At 66.2% G+C, this 16,088-nt stretch carries 18 protein-coding genes; 13 read left to right on the top strand and 5 right to left on the bottom strand.

Going from position 1 to position 16,088, the window contains the following annotated elements; all coding sequences use genetic code 11:
• Positions 1–86: 86 nt before the first annotated feature.
• From tatC to tatA, 3 genes are read right to left on the bottom strand one after another with little or no spacing between them, the layout of a single operon-like run.
• A complete protein-coding gene (gene tatC, locus N805_RS17135; RefSeq protein ID WP_019470325.1) occupies positions 87–845 on the bottom strand; it encodes a twin-arginine translocase subunit TatC in 759 nt (252 codons plus the stop codon).
• A complete protein-coding gene (gene tatB / locus N805_RS17130; RefSeq protein ID WP_019470326.1) occupies positions 842–1,132 on the bottom strand; it encodes a Sec-independent protein translocase protein TatB in 291 nt (96 codons plus the stop codon). Before tatB ends, tatC begins: the two co-directional genes overlap by 4 nt.
• The gene (gene tatA / locus N805_RS17125; RefSeq protein ID WP_016501257.1) at positions 1,132–1,365 is read right to left on the bottom strand and encodes a twin-arginine translocase TatA/TatE family subunit; all 234 of its coding nucleotides are present in this window, start codon (positions 1,363–1,365) and stop codon (positions 1,132–1,134) included. The genes tatB and tatA overlap by 1 nt, the downstream gene beginning before the upstream one ends.
• A 145-nt stretch (positions 1,366–1,510) precedes the next feature.
• On the opposite strand from tatA, the gene gspK reads away from it, so the two are divergent.
• A complete protein-coding gene (gene gspK / locus N805_RS17120; protein WP_019470327.1) occupies positions 1,511–2,476 on the top strand; it encodes a type II secretion system minor pseudopilin GspK in 966 nt (321 codons plus the stop codon).
• 132 nt (positions 2,477–2,608) lie between these two features.
• Here gspK and N805_RS17115 read toward each other — a convergent pair whose 3' ends face one another.
• Entirely contained in the window at positions 2,609–4,684 is a 2,076-nt protein-coding gene (locus N805_RS17115) for a PhoX family protein (RefSeq protein WP_019470328.1), read from the bottom strand.
• A 224-nt stretch (positions 4,685–4,908) separates the two neighbouring features.
• On the opposite strand from N805_RS17115, the gene N805_RS17110 reads away from it, so the two are divergent.
• From N805_RS17110 to gspN, 12 genes are read left to right on the top strand one after another with little or no spacing between them, the layout of a single operon-like run.
• Positions 4,909–6,549, top strand: coding sequence for a hypothetical protein (locus tag N805_RS17110; protein WP_019470329.1), 1,641 nt, complete (start codon positions 4,909–4,911; stop codon positions 6,547–6,549).
• Positions 6,546–6,971, top strand: a complete 426-nt coding sequence (locus tag N805_RS17105) for a pilus assembly protein PilZ (protein WP_019470330.1) — start codon at positions 6,546–6,548, stop codon at positions 6,969–6,971. The genes N805_RS17110 and N805_RS17105 overlap by 4 nt, the downstream gene beginning before the upstream one ends.
• Positions 6,972–6,974: 3 nt before the next feature.
• Complete coding sequence (gene gspD / locus N805_RS17100) at positions 6,975–8,741, top strand: type II secretion system secretin GspD (RefSeq protein WP_177313741.1); 1,767 nt, start codon at positions 6,975–6,977, stop codon at positions 8,739–8,741.
• Positions 8,741–10,189, top strand: a complete 1,449-nt coding sequence (locus N805_RS17095) for a GspE/PulE family protein (protein WP_019470332.1) — start codon at positions 8,741–8,743, stop codon at positions 10,187–10,189. Before gspD ends, N805_RS17095 begins: the two co-directional genes overlap by 1 nt.
• Positions 10,190–10,192: 3 nt before the next feature.
• Positions 10,193–11,395 carry a type II secretion system inner membrane protein GspF gene (gene gspF / locus N805_RS17090; protein ID WP_019470333.1) on the top strand — a complete coding sequence of 401 codons (1,203 nt, stop codon included), beginning with the start codon at positions 10,193–10,195 and terminating at the stop codon, positions 11,393–11,395.
• 17 nt (positions 11,396–11,412) lie between these two features.
• Positions 11,413–11,847, top strand: a complete 435-nt coding sequence (gspG, locus tag N805_RS17085; protein ID WP_019470334.1) for a type II secretion system major pseudopilin GspG — start codon at positions 11,413–11,415, stop codon at positions 11,845–11,847.
• A 2-nt stretch (positions 11,848–11,849) separates the two neighbouring features.
• Positions 11,850–12,287 carry a type II secretion system minor pseudopilin GspH gene (gene gspH / locus N805_RS17080; RefSeq protein ID WP_019470335.1) on the top strand — a complete coding sequence of 146 codons (438 nt, stop codon included), beginning with the start codon at positions 11,850–11,852 and terminating at the stop codon, positions 12,285–12,287.
• Positions 12,284–12,652 (top strand): type II secretion system protein GspI, encoded by a 369-nt coding sequence (locus N805_RS17075; RefSeq protein WP_019470336.1) that lies wholly within the window; start codon positions 12,284–12,286, stop codon positions 12,650–12,652. The genes gspH and N805_RS17075 overlap by 4 nt, the downstream gene beginning before the upstream one ends.
• 17 nt (positions 12,653–12,669) lie before the next feature.
• Positions 12,670–13,320: a prepilin-type N-terminal cleavage/methylation domain-containing protein gene (locus N805_RS17070; protein WP_046811380.1), complete on the top strand. Its 651-nt coding sequence runs from the start codon at positions 12,670–12,672 to the stop codon at positions 13,318–13,320.
• A complete protein-coding gene (gene gspL / locus N805_RS17065) occupies positions 13,317–14,393 on the top strand; it encodes a type II secretion system protein GspL (RefSeq protein ID WP_019470338.1) in 1,077 nt (358 codons plus the stop codon). The genes N805_RS17070 and gspL overlap by 4 nt, the downstream gene beginning before the upstream one ends.
• On the top strand, positions 14,390–14,776 hold the full coding sequence (gene gspM, locus N805_RS17060; protein ID WP_019470339.1) for a type II secretion system protein GspM: 387 nt from the start codon (positions 14,390–14,392) through the stop codon (positions 14,774–14,776). Before gspL ends, gspM begins: the two co-directional genes overlap by 4 nt.
• Entirely contained in the window at positions 14,773–15,432 is a 660-nt protein-coding gene (gspN, locus tag N805_RS17055) for a type II secretion system protein N (protein WP_019470340.1), read from the top strand. The genes gspM and gspN overlap by 4 nt, the downstream gene beginning before the upstream one ends.
• An 83-nt stretch (positions 15,433–15,515) precedes the next feature.
• Here gspN and N805_RS17050 read toward each other — a convergent pair whose 3' ends face one another.
• The gene (locus tag N805_RS17050; RefSeq protein WP_019470341.1) at positions 15,516–16,070 is read right to left on the bottom strand and encodes a L,D-transpeptidase family protein; all 555 of its coding nucleotides are present in this window, start codon (positions 16,068–16,070) and stop codon (positions 15,516–15,518) included.
• Positions 16,071–16,088: the final 18 nt, after the last annotated feature.

Below are 16,088 nucleotides of genomic sequence, written 5' to 3'. Positions count from 1 at the left end.
CGGCAAGCCAGCTCCCACAGGGATATCAGCATTTTCGGATCCTGTGATATCCCTGTGGGAGCTGGCTTGCCGGCGATAGGGCCCTGTCAGCCAGCCACAATCTCCTTGCCTTGCTCAGGCTGCTTCAACATTCCACAAGCCAGCAACCCCACCTCGAACAGCACCCACATCGGCACCGCCAACATCGTCTGCGAAAACACATCCGGTGGCGTCAGGATCATCCCCACCACAAAGCACCCGACGATCACATAGGGCCTGCTGCGCCGTAACGTGGCCACATCGGCCAACCCCACCCAGACCACGATGAACGTCGCCACCGGGATCTCGAACGCCAGCCCGAACGCCAGAAACAGCGCCAGGATAAAGTCCAGGTACTGGCTGATATCGGTCATCATCGCCACGCCCTCCGGCGTCACGCTGGCAAAGAAACCGAACATCATCGGGAAGACCAGGAAAAACGCAAACGCCATGCCGGCATAGAACAGCACGATGCTCGACACCAGCAGCGGCAGGGCAATGCGCCGCTCACGGCGGTACAGCCCCGGCGCCAGAAAACCCCAGGCCTGGTGCAGCAGCAGCGGCATGGCCAGGAACACTGCACACATTGCGGTCAGCTTGAACGGCGTCAGAAACGGCGAGGTTACGCTGGTGGCGATCATGCTGGCGCCTTCTGGCAAAAAGCGCCGCAGCGGTTCGGATATGAGCGTGTACAACGTCTGGGCGAAGGGGAACAGGCCGGCGAACACCAATGCCACCAGTGCCAGGCAACGCACCAGGCGTTTGCGCAGGTCCCGCAGGTGTTCGGTCAGCGGCATGCTGGCCGCCGGGTCCATGGCAATACTCATGAGGCGTGTTCCTTGGGGGCGGTGACCGTTGCGGCATCATTGGCTGGCGCCGTGTTCAGGCTGATGCCTTGGCGGATTTCCTGTTCCAGGCGCTGCAACGGTGCGCTGTCGAGGTTTGGCAACTCGATTTCGCGCTCTACCTGCGTGCGCAAGGCGTGCATGGCCCGGCGCGCCTGGCCCAGGCCGCGCCCGAGGGTGCGCGCTGCCACCGGCAGGCGCTCCGGGCCCAGCACCAGCAGCGCGACGACGCCAACCAGCAGCAGCTCGCTGAAGCCTACCTCGAACATCAGGCCTGACGGTCCGCTTGAGGCTGCTGCGTGGCCTGGCCGGTCAGCGGGGCCTGTTGCTGAACCTGCGCCTGGCCAGGTGCGTTGGCGTCAGCGTCGCCGCCCATGGACTTGCGAAAACCCTGGATCGCCTCGCCCACATCGCTGCCCAGGCCCTTGAGGCGCTTGGTACCAAACAGCAGAAATACGATCAGCAGTACGATCACCAGTTGCCAGATTCCAATGCCACCCATTGCGACCACTCCTGTAAGGTCATGAAAAGGAAGGGCAATCCTGCCTCGTGTAGATGACGTGCACATGACGAACGGGCATTGCCATCTACCTGCAACACGCCGCGTGTTGACTGGCGTCTTTATTGCGCGAGCGAGGCACGCACGGATGGGTGGCAGGCAACAGCAGGGTGCGGCCCTGTTGATGGTGATGGTGGTGCTGGCAATGCTGGCGGCGGGCATGGCCTGGCTGGTGGAAGATGGCCGACGCCAGGTGGATGAAGTGCGCCTGCTGCACCAGCGGGTGCAGACGCGGGCCATGGAGCAGGCTGGCCTGGCCTATGCCGAGCAGGCCCTGCGCGACCCCGCCTGGCGACTTAGCCCGCTGTTTTGGCAGGCCTTGCGTGGGCAGCCGCTGAACTACGATTTTGGCGCCGGTCAGGCGCAACTGCGGGTGCGCGACCAGCACACCTGCTTCAACGTCAATGCGCTGCTGGGGGCCGATGGCGAGCGTGCCGAACGCCAGTTGCGCTACCTGCTAGGCGACGACATGGCTGCCGAGCGCCTGGTCGATGCGCTGGCCGACTGGCTCGACACCGATAGCGACACCCGCCTGCAGGGCGCCGAAAGCGCACAGTACCTGCGCCAGCAACCACCGCGCCTGGCGGCCAACCAGCCGATGCTCGATACCAGCGAACTGAACCTGCTGCTGGAGCCCGACGCCGGCCGCCAGGCGCGTTACCCGATGCTGTGCGCCTTGCCCCAGGTCACCGGCTGGCGCCTGAACGCCAATGCGCTTGGGCTGGAGCACCTTCCGTTACTGGAGGCGCTGTACGAAGGGCGCTATTCGCGGTCGTTGCTCAGCCGCATCATCAGCGGGCGGCCAGCGTCGGGGTACGTGGATGCAGCCGCGTTGCGCCAGGCGCTGGGGGCGGTGGATGACGAAACGTTTGAACGGCTGAGTGAGGGTTTGCTGCTCAACAGCGGGTACTTTCTGCTGCAGCTGTCGTTCGAGGAAGAGGGGCGGGTGATGCGCAGCGAATTCCAGGTGGAGGCGCTAGGGGTGGTGCAATGGCATGCCCGGGTGCCGGCGCAGCAAGTGCGGGTGCGTAGCCGGGAGCCGGTGGCCTGGTAAGGCTTGCTATTGCTGGGGCTGCTGTGCAGCCCATCGCGACGCAAGGCCGCTCCTACAAGGGATCGCGTACCCCCTGTAGGAGCGGCCTTGTGCCGCGAATGGGCCGCAAAGCGGCCCCCGTGCACAGGTCGATCAGGCAGTGCCGATCTCGCCGCCATCATTGCGCTGGATCACTACCGTCGAAGCCCGCGGCCGAACGGTGGCACCAGCTGGGGTCGGATCAGTGGCCTTGTCGGTATACGGCCAGTTCCCTGGGTGCTGAATGTTGACGAACAGCGTCTTGTTGTCCGGGGTAAAGGCAATCCCGGTCACTTCGCACTCATTCGGCCCAACAAAGAAGCGGCGCAGGTCCACCTGGTTCTGTGCGTTCACCGGCACCTGCTTGCCAGTGGCGTCCACCAGGTCGGTAGGGATCACTGCCAGCAACTGGTCGTTGGTGTAATCGGTGAGGGTGCTCTCGCCGTTGTCGGTCTCGAACCACAACACGCCGCGGCTATCGAAGCTCATGCCGTCGGGGCTTGCGAACTGGTTCAGTTCGGTCAGGCCGGAACGGTTGATGTCGGCAGTACCGGCGGCGTTTGCGCCGAACACGAAGATGTCCCAGGTAAAGCTCAACTGGTCGTCGCTGTCATGCCAGCGAATGATGTGGCCGTGGCGGTTAGGGCCGCGCGGGTTGGCCGCGTCGACCTTTTCCGGGGTGCGTGCGCTGTTGTTGGTCAGGGTCAGGTAGACATCGCCGTTCAGCGGGTTGACCGTCGTCCATTCCGGGCGGTCCATCGGTGTTGCGCCCACAGCATCGCCGGCACCACGTGTGTTGAGGATGATGCCTGGCAGGTCACCATACAGCGCACCCAGGGTACTGCCGCCCGTGGTGGCAGTGGCCACGTCCAGCAGCAGCCATACGCCGGTGCCATCGGCATTGAAGCGCGCCACATAGAGCTTGCCCTGGTCCAGGTACTTGGCGCCGGTGGCCAGGCGGTCGGCCGGATTGGCGTCGGCTGCGTCCCACACGGCGGTGGACACCCACTTGTACAGGTACTCGTTGTTCGAGTCGTCACCCATGTACCACACCAGCGGCTTGCCGGCGACTGGCAGGCCTGGGGCGCAGCCCTCGTGGCGGAAGCGGCCCAGCGCGGTGCGCTTGGTGGCCAGGGTGCTGCTGTTGTACGGGTCGATCTCGACGATGTAGCCGTAGGTGCTGGCTTCGTTGCGGTAGTCGTCGGTGGCGCTGGCGCCCTTGACGGTGACGTCGAAACGGGCGAACTCGTCGGCCACCTCGGTGCTGTCACCGGCAGCGCTTTCCCACTTGTACTGGCCGCTGGAGGTGCCCACGCCAATGCGGCGCTGGTCTTCAGGGCGGGTGCCCTTGTTGACGAAGATGCCCGGCCAGTTCTCTTCACAGGTCAGGTAGGTGCCCCACGGGGTGTAACCGTTGCCGCAGTTGTTGTTGGTACCGCGGCAGTGGGTACCGGCGGCGGAGTACTTGGTCTTGACGTGGTCGGTGCCGCGCAGCGGGCCGGTGATTTCCATGCGCGAAGCCGTGGTGAAGCGGCGGTTCAGCGGGTCGTTGTCGACCACCTGCCAGCGGCCGCTGACTTTCTGCAGGCGCACCACGCCAGCCCCGTGGGCATTGATTTCCTTGCGCACCTCCTCGACCGGGCGCTTGCCGTTGACATCGGTGGTCGGGCCGGCCGGGTGCAGGGCGGCGGCGTCGATGTACTCGAAGTTGATCGCCAGCAGGCCGTCTTCCGAGCTGCCGTTGATGGGGAAGAAGTGCATGCCGTCATGGTGCATGCCCATGGCGTTGGCCTGGTCGGTCGAGGTGTTGCTGCCGTCGGGCTTCCACGGGTTGGCGTTGCTGTTCAGCGGCGTGCCCCAGGGCGCCAGCACGTAGGCGCTGTAGCCGGCGGCAACCACACAGGCGTCGGTGCGCGAGCCCGGGATGGACTGGAAGCCCAGTGCCAGTTTCGGCACTTCTGGCTCGGTGACAGGCGGCTCGGTCACCGGTGGCTCGGTGACCGGATCATCGTGATCGGAACCACCCCCGTCGAAGCAGCCTGTCAGGCCGGTACCGGCGATCATGGCGATGGCGGCGCCCAGGCTGCCGCGCATCACGCTGCGGCGGCTCAGGTAGGCGTCCATGACGTTGGCCATCGGCATATTGCCGCTTTGGTTCCGGTCCAGGTTGTCGCCGGTATCTCGACTCATCAGGGTGTCCTTGTAGTGGCTGAGTTAGAGGAACCCGCGACTTTAGGGGGGAAATATGATGATTGATTGGCAGAAATGTTAAGGGGTTTTTAAAACGACTCGCTCTTAGAGGGGCTTCTGACAGATCAATTTGGAATTGCTGTCGGATTTCTGCCATCAAACTGTAATGCCAACGCCGCAACATCCGGATCCCGGAATGAATGTGGAAAAGGATGGCAGGTGCGATGGCGAGCAGTGTGCACAGGCGCGAAGTGATTGGCTGGATGGGTGTCGGGGCATTGGCACCGCTGCTCGGCGCCTGTTCTGCCTTCCCTGGGCAGCAGGGCGGCAACGCCCGGCTCGACCTGTTGTACGTGGCCGATACGCTCGATGCCCGCCAACCCGGCCAGGCCGTGGTGCCAGCGACCCGCCTGGGGCCGGTCAGCCACTTGGGCCGCGCGCCGTGGATGACTGGCAGCAGCGCCAGCCTTGCCTACCCGCAACTGGCACCGCTGCTAGATGCCAGCCAGGCAACAGCAGCCCAGCTCGGCGGCTACGCGGTGCTAGCCGCCCTGCTGGAGCAACTGCGCGGCGAGGCCGGCGCAGGCAACAGCCTGACCCTGGAGAATGGCCAGGGCTGGAACGGCAGTGGCCTGGCTTACCTGACCCAGGGCGAAAGCGGGGTGCAGGGCAGCCAACTGCTGGGCATCGAAGCGCGGGTCAGCAGTGACGAGCGTGTGCTGTGGCCACAACGCAGCGCCGGCCTTTATCGCCAGGCGGGTGCAGTTTCCCTCGGTGCCGGCCTGGCTGACGGGCAACGCCAGGCCCTGGGCCTGGAGGCCTTGCACGTCTTCGAACGCGGCGGCGCCCGGGTTGCCGTGGTCGGCGTGACCGACCCCTATGCCCAGGACCAGAAGGCCTCCCTCAAACAGTGGTACCAGTCACTTCAGCCGGTCTTCGAGCAGGCCCGGCGCGAGGCCGACCTGGTGGTGGCCCTGGCCGATGTCGGCACCGGCCCCGGCCTTTGGCTGGCCGAGCGGTTGCCACAAATCGATGTGCTGTTGTGCGCCCGTGGCCAGGACCTGTGGCCGGCGCCCGTCGAGGTAACCCAGGCCAGTGGTCGCCGGGTACCGGTGCTGTTCGCCGGTTGTCGGGGCAGTGGTGCCTTCCGCCTGCGCTGCCAGCGCGTGGCCGGGCTGTGGCAGTTCGAAGGGCGTTTCTTCCCGGCGTTTGAACAACAACTGGCGCCTGCCGCGCAACTGCGTGTCGGGCCATTGCAGGCAGAACTGCGCCAGCAACGTGCCGGCCATGCGGCGTGGCTCGATCAACCGCTGGCCCGCGCGCCACAGGCCTTGTGGCGCCGCGATACCCGTGGCGGCAGTTGGGACCGCCTGCTGCATCAGGCCTTGGCCGATGACAGCAGCATGCCCGTGCTGCTGCCCGGCCTGCGTTACGACTACCCGCTGCCCGCCGGGGCGTCGATCACACGCGAACACCTGATCAGCCTCACCGGTGGCTACCCGGCGCCGGTGGTCGAAGCGCCGGCCCGGCAGGTGGAGCAAGTGCTGGAGAACGCTGCAGAGCAGCTGTTCGGCGACCCGCTGCTGCTGGACAACAGCCAGGATTTGCCACGCTGGCAGGGCCAGGCCTGGCGGGTCAGTTATAGCCCGCAAGGCAAGCGCATCACTGGGCTGGAGCCGGTGCAGGGCCTGTGCCGCACCTTCGGCCTGCAGTTTGAAAGCCAGGCTGGCGAACCCCTGTGGCAGCGGGTCGAAGCCTGGCTTGCCCAGCAGCGTAGCGACTGGCAACTGGCGCCGCTGCAACTGCCCGAAGTGCGTTACGTGCAGGGGCACCCGGGCTGGCACCCACGGCAGTTGGCCTCGTGATACGCGCCTCGCGCTTTTTCACCGGCGCTGGTTTGACCCTGGCGGGTTGGCTGGCCGCCCAGTGCGTGCTGCAACTCAGCCGCCAGCCGCAACCGGCCATGGCGCCGGCGGCGGTCGCCAGCCCGCTGCCGGGGCTGATGGTCGGCAACTGGCAAGCGCCCGTCGACGACGGCGCCATCGCCATTACCCGCCTGCCATTGCACTACCTCGGTGGCCTCAGGGCGCAGCCGCTGTCTTCCAGCGTGGTGGTGCTGCGCTACGGCGAGCAGGTCCGCACCCTGGCCCGCGGTCAGCGCCTGGCGCCGGGGATCGTGCTGCAGGACATCGACACCGATGGCCTGATTTTCAACAACCAGGGGCGGCGTGAGCGCCTGCCCTGGCCGCCACGCCCCGCCGTGACCGGCTTCAAGCGGCAAGGATGAACGATGCCTGTTAGATACTGCGTGGCCGCCGTGCTGAGCCTGGCCCTGGCCACAGGCCTGCCAGAGGCCCGCGCCGAAGAGCCGGTGTTCGATGAAAACGGCACGCCGATGTACGAGGTGAACTTCGTCGACACCGAACTGGGCGAGTTCATCGACAGCGTGTCGCGCATCACCGGCACCACCTTCATCGTCGACCCTCGGGTCAAGGGCAAGGTCACCGTGCGCACCGTCGACCTGCACGACGCCGATGCCATCTACGACATCTTCCTGGCGCAGTTGCGCGCCCAAGGCTACGCCACCGTCGACCTGCCCAACGGCAGCGTGAAGATTGTCCCTGACCAGGCCGCGCGCCTGGAACCGGTGCCGGTGGAGGCGGGTGGGCAGCAGGGCGAAGGCAGTGACAGCGTGGCGACGCGGGTATTCAACGTGCGCAACGCCGCCAGCGAGCAGGTGCTGGGCATCCTCAAACCGCTGATCGACCCACGGGTCGGGGTGATCACACCGTACCCGGCGGCGCACCAGTTGGTGGTGACCGACTGGCGCAGCAACCTGGACCGTATCGCCAGCCTGCTGCGCCAGCTCGACCGCCCCCAGGAAGCACCCGGCAGCGGCAGTACCCAGGTCATCTACCTGCGGCACGCCAACGCAGGTGAAGTGGTCAAGGTGCTGCGCGGGCTTGGTCAGGAAGGCATGGCGCCAGCTGAAGGCGCAAGCGAAGGGGAGGGCAAGGACAAGCCGGTGATGGCCGCCGCCGGTGGCCCGGGCATTCGCCTGGAGTACGAAGAAGGCACCAACGCCGTGGTCATGGTCGGCACCGACAGCGAGCTGGCGGCCTACCGCAGCATCGTCGAACAGCTGGACATCCGCCGTGCCCAGGTGGTGGTGGAGGCCATCATCGCCGAGGTGTCCGACAGCAGCGCCCAGGAGCTGGGCGTGCAATGGCTGTTTGCCGACGAAAAATTCGGCGCCGGCATCGTCAACTTCGGCAGCAACGGGGTGAATATCGCCAATATTGCCGGGGCTGCTGCCGGTGGCGACAACGAGGCGCTTGGCGACCTGTTGTCCGCGACCACCGGCGCCACGGCGGGCATCGGCCATTTCGGCGGCGGGTTCAACTTTGCCATGCTGGTCAATGCGCTGAAGGGCAAGAGCGGCTTCAACCTGCTGTCCACGCCGACCCTGTTGACCCTGGACAACGCCGAAGCGTCGATACTGGTCGGCCAGGAAGTGCCCTTCGTTACCGGCTCGGTCACGCAGAACAACGCCAACCCGTACCAGACCATCGAGCGCAAAGAGGTCGGGGTAAAACTGCGCATCAAGCCGCAGATCAACATCGACAACAGCGTGCGCCTGGACATTGTCCAGGAAGTGTCGTCGATCGCCGAGTCCAGCGCGGCCAGCGACGTGATCACCAACAAGCGCGAGATCAAGACCAAGGTCATGGTCGAAGACAATGGCCTGGTCATCCTCGGCGGCCTGATCAGCGACGAGTTGAGCACCAGCAACCAGCGCGTGCCGCTGCTCGGTGATATCCCTTACCTGGGCCGGCTGTTCCGCTCCGATGCCAGCAAAAACACCAAGCAGAACCTGATGGTGTTCATCCGCCCGCGCATTCTGCGGGACGGGCCGAGCCTGGCCGGGCTCAGCGAAGACAAATACCGCACCCTGCAGCAGACCACACCGCTGCAACTGCCGGACCTTGCAGAGGGCACGCCGCTGTTGCAGGTGTTCCCCTCCAGCCGCGCACGCCTCGAAGGCGGTGCCTGGTGATGTTGCCGTATCGCCAGGCACGCCAGAGCGGGGTGGCCATGACCACCACGGAGCACGGCTGGCAGCTATGGCTGCGGCCCGACGCCGACAGCGCCCAGGTGCAGGAGCTGCTGCGGGTACATGGCCAGCCCTGCATGCTCCAATACCTGGAACCTGCCGTGTTCGACGAGCGCCTCGGCCAGCTGTACCAGGCTGGCGATGGCGCCACTGAAGCGCTGATTGAAGGCATCGGCGACCAGGTCGACCTGGACAGCCTGATGAGCGAGATGCCGCAAGTCGAAGACCTGCTGGAAAGCGATGACGAAGCCCCGGTCATCCGCCTGATCAATGGCCTGTTCGGCCAGGCGCTGCGCCTGCGCGCCTCGGACATCCACATCGAAACCTTCGAGCAAAGCCTGGTGGTGCGCCTGCGCGTCGATGGCCACCTGCGCGAAGTGCTGCGCCCGCCGCGTGCGCTGTCGGCCATGCTGGTGTCGCGGATCAAGGTCATGGCACGCCTGGATATCGCCGAGAAGCGCCAGCCCCAGGACGGCCGTATTACCCTGCGTGCGGCAGGGCGCGAGGTGGATGTGCGGGTTTCGACCCTGCCCGGCATCCATGGCGAGCGCGTGGTGATGCGTGTGCTCGACAAGCAGGCCAGCTTGCTGGCGCTGGGCAACCTGGGCATGCCGCCAGCGGTGTTGCAGGGCCTGCGCAGCTGCCTGGCGCGGCCCAACGGTATCGTGCTGTCCACCGGCCCGACCGGTTCGGGCAAGACCACCACCCTGTACGCCAGCCTCAACAGCCTCAACGATGGTAGCCGCAACATCCTCACCGTCGAGGACCCGGTGGAGTACGCCATCGCCGGCATTGGCCAGACCGCCATCAATCCGCGTGCAGGGCTGACCTTCGCCAGTGGCCTGCGCGCCATCCTGCGCCAGGACCCGGACGTGATCATGCTCGGCGAAATCCGTGACCAGGAAACCGCGCAGATCGCCGTGCAGGCCAGCCTGACCGGGCACCTGGTGCTGTCCACCCTGCACACCAACAGTGCCGTGGGTGCGGTGACCCGCCTGCGCGACATGGGCATCGAGCCGTTTTTGATCGCCTCGTGCCTGCGCGGTGTGCTGGCCCAGCGCTTGGTGCGACGCTTGTGCAGTTGCGCCGTGGCGCAGCCGCTGCAAAGTGCCGAGCGTGACCTTTGGCCAGAACTGACGGCGCTGGGCAGCACCTACCACGCGGTCGGCTGCGAGCAGTGCCAGGGTAGCGGCTATGTCGGGCGCTTGGGGCTTTACGAATTCATCGAACTGGATGCCGGGCTGATCGGCCTGCTGTATGACGGCGCCAGTGAACTGGCCATGCAGGACTACCTGGCCGAACGCCGGCAGAGCCTGGTCGCAATGGCCAGCGACTGCCTGGCCCGTGGCGAGACCAGCCTGGCCGAAGTGCTGCGCGTGGTGCAGGGCTAAGGTATGCCGACCTATCGCTACCTGGCCGTCGACCTCGCCGGCAAGACCCGCAAGGCCAGCCTGCAGGCTGACAGTGAACGCCATGCGCGCCAGTTGCTGCGCGATCAGGGGCTGTTTGCCCGCCAGTTGCAGCGCCAGGACAGCGGTAATCGGCAACCCCGGCGCCAGCGTTTGAGCCGTGCCCAGCTGTGTGAACTGACCCGTCAGCTGGCCACATTGACCGGTGCCGGCATCCCCTTGGTCGATGCCTTGGGCACCCTTGAGCGCCAGTTGCGTCAACCTGCCCTGCACAATGTGCTGGTGGCCCTGCGCGGCTCCCTTGCCGAAGGCCTGGGCCTGGCCCGCAGCCTGGCGCGCCAGGGGGCGCCATTCACTGGCTTGTACTGCGCGCTGGTCGAGGCCGGCGAACGTTCCGGGCGCCTGGCCCAGGTGCTGACCCGGCTGGCCGACCACCTGGAGCAGGTGCAGCGGCAACAACACAAGGCGCGTACTGCGCTGATCTACCCCACTGTGTTGATGGGCGTATCGCTTGCCGTGGTCATCGGCCTGATGACCTTTGTCGTGCCCAAGCTCACCGAACAGTTTGCCCATGCCGGGCAAGGCCTGCCGCTGATCACCGCGTTGCTGATCGGCCTGAGCCAAGGGCTGGTGCAGGCCGGGCCCTGGTTGCTGGGGCTGGTGCTATTGACGGGTGGGCTCGGCACCTGGCTGCTGCGCAAGCCGCACTGGTGCCTGCGCCGCGACCAGTTGCTGCTGCGCCTGCCGCGTATCGGCAGCTTGTTGCAGGTGCTGGAAAGCGCACGCCTGGCGCGCAGCCTGGCGATTCTCAGCGGCAGCGGCGTGGCCCTGCTCGAAGCCTTGCAAGTGGCCACCGAAACCGTCGGCAACCGGCGTATCCGCCTGGCCATGGAGCAGGTGCGCCAGCAAGTGCAGGGCGGCACCAGCCTGCACCGTGCGCTGGATGCCAGCCAGCAATTCCCGCCGCTGCTGGTGAACATGGTCGGCAGCGGCGAGGCCAGCGGCACCCTGGCCGACATGCTCGAGCGCGTGGCCGACGACCAGGAGCGTGGCTTTGCCCGCCAGGTGGATACCGCCATGGCGCTGTTCGAACCCCTGATGATCCTGGTGATGGGGGCCGTGGTGCTGTTCATCGTGCTGGCGGTGCTGCTGCCGATCATGCAACTCAACCAGGGCCTGCAACTGTGAATACAAGGAGTACTGCCATGCAGCATCAACGTAACCGCCAGCGCGGTTTCACCCTCATGGAAATCATGGTGGTGATCTTCATCATCGGCCTGCTGATTGCCGTGGTCGCGCCCAGCGTGCTGGGCAATCAGGACAAGGCCATGAAGCAGAAGGTAATGGCCGACCTGGCCACCCTGGAGCAGGCGCTGGACATGTACCGCCTGGACAACCTGCGCTTTCCCAGCACCGAACAGGGCCTGGCCGCACTGGTGAAAAAACCGAGCCAGGAGCCCCTGCCACGGGCCTGGCGCAGTGACGGCTATGTGCGTCGCCTGCCCCAGGACCCGTGGGGCACCCCGTATCAGTACCGCATGCCCGGTGAGCATGGCCGGGTCGATGTGTACTCGCTGGGCGCCGATGGCCAGCCGGGCGGCGAAGGCCAGGATGCCGACCTGGGTAACTGGGCGCTGTAAGGGTGCGCCGTCAGCGTGGCTTCAGCCTGATCGAATTGCTGGTGGTGCTGGCCATCGCCGGGCTGATGACAGGCCTGGCAGTGGCCGGGCTCGGCAGCGGCCAGGCCCGTGTCGATCAGGCCCTGCAACGCCTGGCCAGCGAAACCCGCGCCCAGGCGGCGCTGGCCCGGCATGCCGGGCAACTGCGTGGGCTGCGCTGGAATGGCCAACGCCCGGAGTTCGTGCGGCGTGAGGGCAGTGCCTGGGTGGCCGAAGCGGTCGGGCTTGGCGACTGGCCCAAGGGCCTGCACCCGGACTGGCCCGCCAGCCCGCAGCCCCACGTGCTGTTCACCCCGCATGGCTGGTCACGGCCGGGCAGCGTGCGCTGGCGCTGGGCCGATGGCAGCCAGCAATGGGCTTGGGGCCGCGATGGGCGCTTGCAGGTGGCGGTTGCGCCATGAAGCAACGTCAGCGTGGCTTCACTTTGCTGGAGGTAACGGTGGCCCTGGCGATCGCCGCCGTGCTGGCGGTGATCACCAGCCAGGTCCTGCGTCAGCGCCTGGCCGTGCAGGACAACCTGCAACAACATCGCCTTGGCCTATTGTGTGCGCGCGAACTGCAAACCCGTTTTGCCGTCGAGCAATTCTGGCCTTCTGCCAACCAGGTGAAGGGTGAACTGAGCCAAGGTGGCCAGCCGTGTCATTGGCAACTGCAATTGCGCCGCACTGGCGTGCGCGACCTGCGCCGTGGCGAACTGCAACTGTTCGCCGACCGCGACCAGCGCGTGCCACTGGGCCAGTACACCGTGTTTCTGGAGCGCCCATGATCTGGCTCACACCACTGATGGCTTGCACGCCCGCTCCCACAGGTTGCCCATACAGCGGCCAGTACCGGGTTCGGCCTGTAAGGCACCGTCAGGCAGGCCTGACCCTGATCGAACTGATGGTCGCCCTGGCCCTGACTGTCCTGCTCGGCATCATGCTCGCTGCGTTGGTCAATGGCTGGCTGAAAGTGCGCGAGCGCCTGCAGGTGACCACCCAGGAAACCTCGGTGCTGGACTTCTGCCTGGCCCTTGAACGGCGTTTCGACAGCCCGGTGCTGCGCCGCGTCTACGACCAGCGTCTGCCCCTGGCCAGCCGCTGGCTGGACTGGCAACCGGCAAGCAACCAGTTGCAGTGGGTTGCCACCACCGGCCTGCCAGAAGCCGAAGGCGGCTCGCGCCTGCAACGCCAGCGCTTGCGCTTCGAGGCCCGTGAGCAGCGCTTGCTGCTGGAAAGCTCGGCCGACCTGTACGCCGCCGCCGCGCCGCGCTGGGTGCAGCGTGAGCAACTCGACCGGGTCGGGGCCATGAATATCCTTTATTACCAGGGCGGCCGCTGGCTGGCCTGGCCTTCTGACCAACCGGCGCACCCCGGCCGTGGTGTGCGCCTGGAACTGCAGCGTGACGGAGCACCCTATGTCTGCACCTTCGCCCTCCCGTGGGGGCGCTCATGAAGTTTGAATGGCGACAGCGTGCACCTGCTCAACCGTGGTTGTTGTTGCGCCCAGGTGTTGTCTGGCACTGGGCGTTGGCGGAGGGCGGCATCGTGCAAAGCCAGGGGCAGGGTGAGCCACCGGCGCACCTGCAAGCCCGGGTAGCCCTGATTCTGCCTGCCGAGGCCTGCAGCGTCTTCCACGTGCCCGCCCCACCCGGGCTCAAGCGGGCGGAGTGGCCGCTGTTGCTGGAAGACCGCTTGCTGCAACCGCCGGACGAGGTCACCTGCGCTTGCCTGGCCCGTCCACCCGGGCACCTTCGCTTGCTGGTGGTGGCGCGTCAGCAACTGGACGGCTGGCGCAGGCAGTGTGCCGCATGGGGCCGGCAGGTAGAGCGTTGCTGGGCGGAGCTGCAATTACTGCCTGGGCCTGGGGCAGGCACTGCCTGGCATTGGCAGCGCACGCCCGGCTTGTCCTTGTACAAAGGGCTGGCCGAGGACGAGCAGGAGCATTGGCTGGCATGGCCGCACGCGCTGGGTGAGGCGCCGCAGCAACCGTGGGCACACCTGCAAAGCGTGCCCCTGAGTGGCAACTGGCCAAGCGCGCTGGCGCCGCTCGACGCGATGCCCGGCCTGTTCGAGCGTGCTCGCAAGGCACCTTCGTTGCCCGTCGTTTCACGCCCCCAGCAACGCCTGTTGGCCACCTGCCTGATACTGGCGGCAGTCTGGAGCGGGCTGTGGTTGAGTCAGCAGTGGCGTCAGGCACAACTCTGGCGCGCCCAGGTGTTTGCCGTGACGGGTGAGCAGGCCAGCCCACGGCATGCCTCGCAGGCGCTCAAACGCCTGCGGGAAAGCGAGCTTCAACAGCAAGTACGCACCCGCCAGCTCGAAGACTTGCAGGCAGCCTTGCAGGCCTGGCTGCGTGATCACCCCGGCTGGCGCCTGCAAGCGGTGCGCTTCGATGGCCAGCGCTGGCACCTGCGGCTAGAAGGCGACGGCGCCACGCCACCCTGGCAAGACATGGCCAACGCTGCCGGTGCTGCCGTACAGGTACAAGGTGGCGAAGTGGTGTTCGACTTGGGAGCCGCCGCATGAACCAGGACTGGATGCAGCGTCATCGGTTGAAGTTCGCCTGGTTGCTGATTGCGTTGTTGCTGACTGTTCTGGCCCTGCGCGAGGGCTTGGCACAATGGCGCGAGGTCAGCCAGTGGCGGGGGCTGGCAGAACAAGCCGCAAGCCTGCATGGCGGCCCGGGCTTGAGCCTGGAGCGCCTGAAGCAGTCGGCCGAGGCGCGGCAGGTTGTATTGGCCGAGGTCGATGTGCAAGGCAAGGCCTGGCAACTGCGTGGCCAGGTGGCCGATGAGCGGGTGCTGCAAGGCTGGTTGCAGTCCCTGCATGAAGAGGGCGCAACGCCGCTGCAATGGGGGCTGGAACAGGATGGCAAGGCGTTGCGCTTCGACCTGGTGGTGCAGCCATGAGCCGCAAAGGTGTGGCGTGGGTGCTGCTGGTTTTCGGCCTGACCTTGCTCGTTGAGTTCCCCGCCGCCTGGGTGGCTCGCGGGGCAGGTGTGCCGGTGCGGGATGCCAGTGGCAGCCTGTGGCAGGGCCAGGCGCAACAGTTGGGGCCGGTGGGGCCTCTGCGCTGGTCGGTGCAGCCTTGGCGCTTGCAGGCAACTGCACAGTTGGGGTTTCAGGGGCAGGCCTGGCATTTGCGCGCCGAAGGCTGGCCGTGGCGCTGGCGGCTGGAGGCAACGGCGATGGGCGCCCAGGCGACGGTGGCAACGGATTACCGCCTGGCCGGGCTGTGGCAGGGCGCAGTCCGCATGCAGGGGGCAGGGCGCCAATGCCTGGGCAGCGAGGGCCGTGTAACGGTGAGCGACCTGGCGCTCAGCGAACCGTGGTCACTGGGCCTGGGGCAGGGCTGGCTGGAAATGGACTGCCGCAGTGGCTGGCGCCTGCGTGGTCAGCTGGCGCAGCAGGGGCAGCATCAGTTGGCCTTGGAGGTCGACCTGCCAGGTCGGCAGGCCCAGGTGGTGTTCGAGTTGCAACCGGAGGCGGCGTTGACGCCCTTGCTGAGGGGCGCGCAGTGGCTGGGGCCGCAAGCGCTGGCAGGGCAACGCGATTTGCGCTGGTAAACTGTGGGAGATTCCATGGTTGGGGGCCGCTCTGCGGCCCTTTCGCGACACAAGGCCGCTCCTGCACGAGACTGTGTTTCTCTTCAGGGCCGGATTTCGATCAGCGTGCCATCGCGCACCAGTTCCCAGACTTCCTGCATGTCACGGTTGCGCATGGCAATACAGCCGTCGGTCCAGTCCAGGGTGTGGAAATACCACTCCGGGTACTCGTCGTTGATCGGCGTGCCGTGAATCATGATCATGCTGCCGGCACTCACCCCTTCGCGGGTGGCGCGGGCGGCATCGCTTATGTTCGGGTAGTTGATGTGCATGGCCAGGTTGAAGCGGTCGCTTTGCTTGCGCCAGTCCAGCCAGTACAGGCCTTCAGGGGTTTTTTTATCGCCTTCGCGTTGCTTGGCACCCTTGGGCTGCTTGCCCAGGGAAATGCGGTAGGTTTTCAGCGGCTCGCCACGGCTGATCAGCTGTAGGCGACGCTCGGACTTGATCACCAGCACTTTGTCGATCAGCGGTTGCATGGCCTGCTGCGAAGGCGACGGCGTCTGCGCTGCCGGCACGGGCTTGCGGATGATCGTCTCGGTGAAGGCCGCCTGGGACACCGAGGTAACGCAAAGGCAGAAAATGGCAAGCAACCAGCGCATGTAACGGTATCCCTGAAG

It is taken from the genome of Pseudomonas putida S13.1.2 (assembly GCF_000498395.2).
Taxonomy (GTDB): Bacteria; Pseudomonadota; Gammaproteobacteria; order Pseudomonadales; family Pseudomonadaceae; genus Aquipseudomonas; species Aquipseudomonas putida_Q.
Note: the sequence above shows the minus strand (reverse complement) of the source record. Positions and strands in the feature narration are given on the sequence as shown.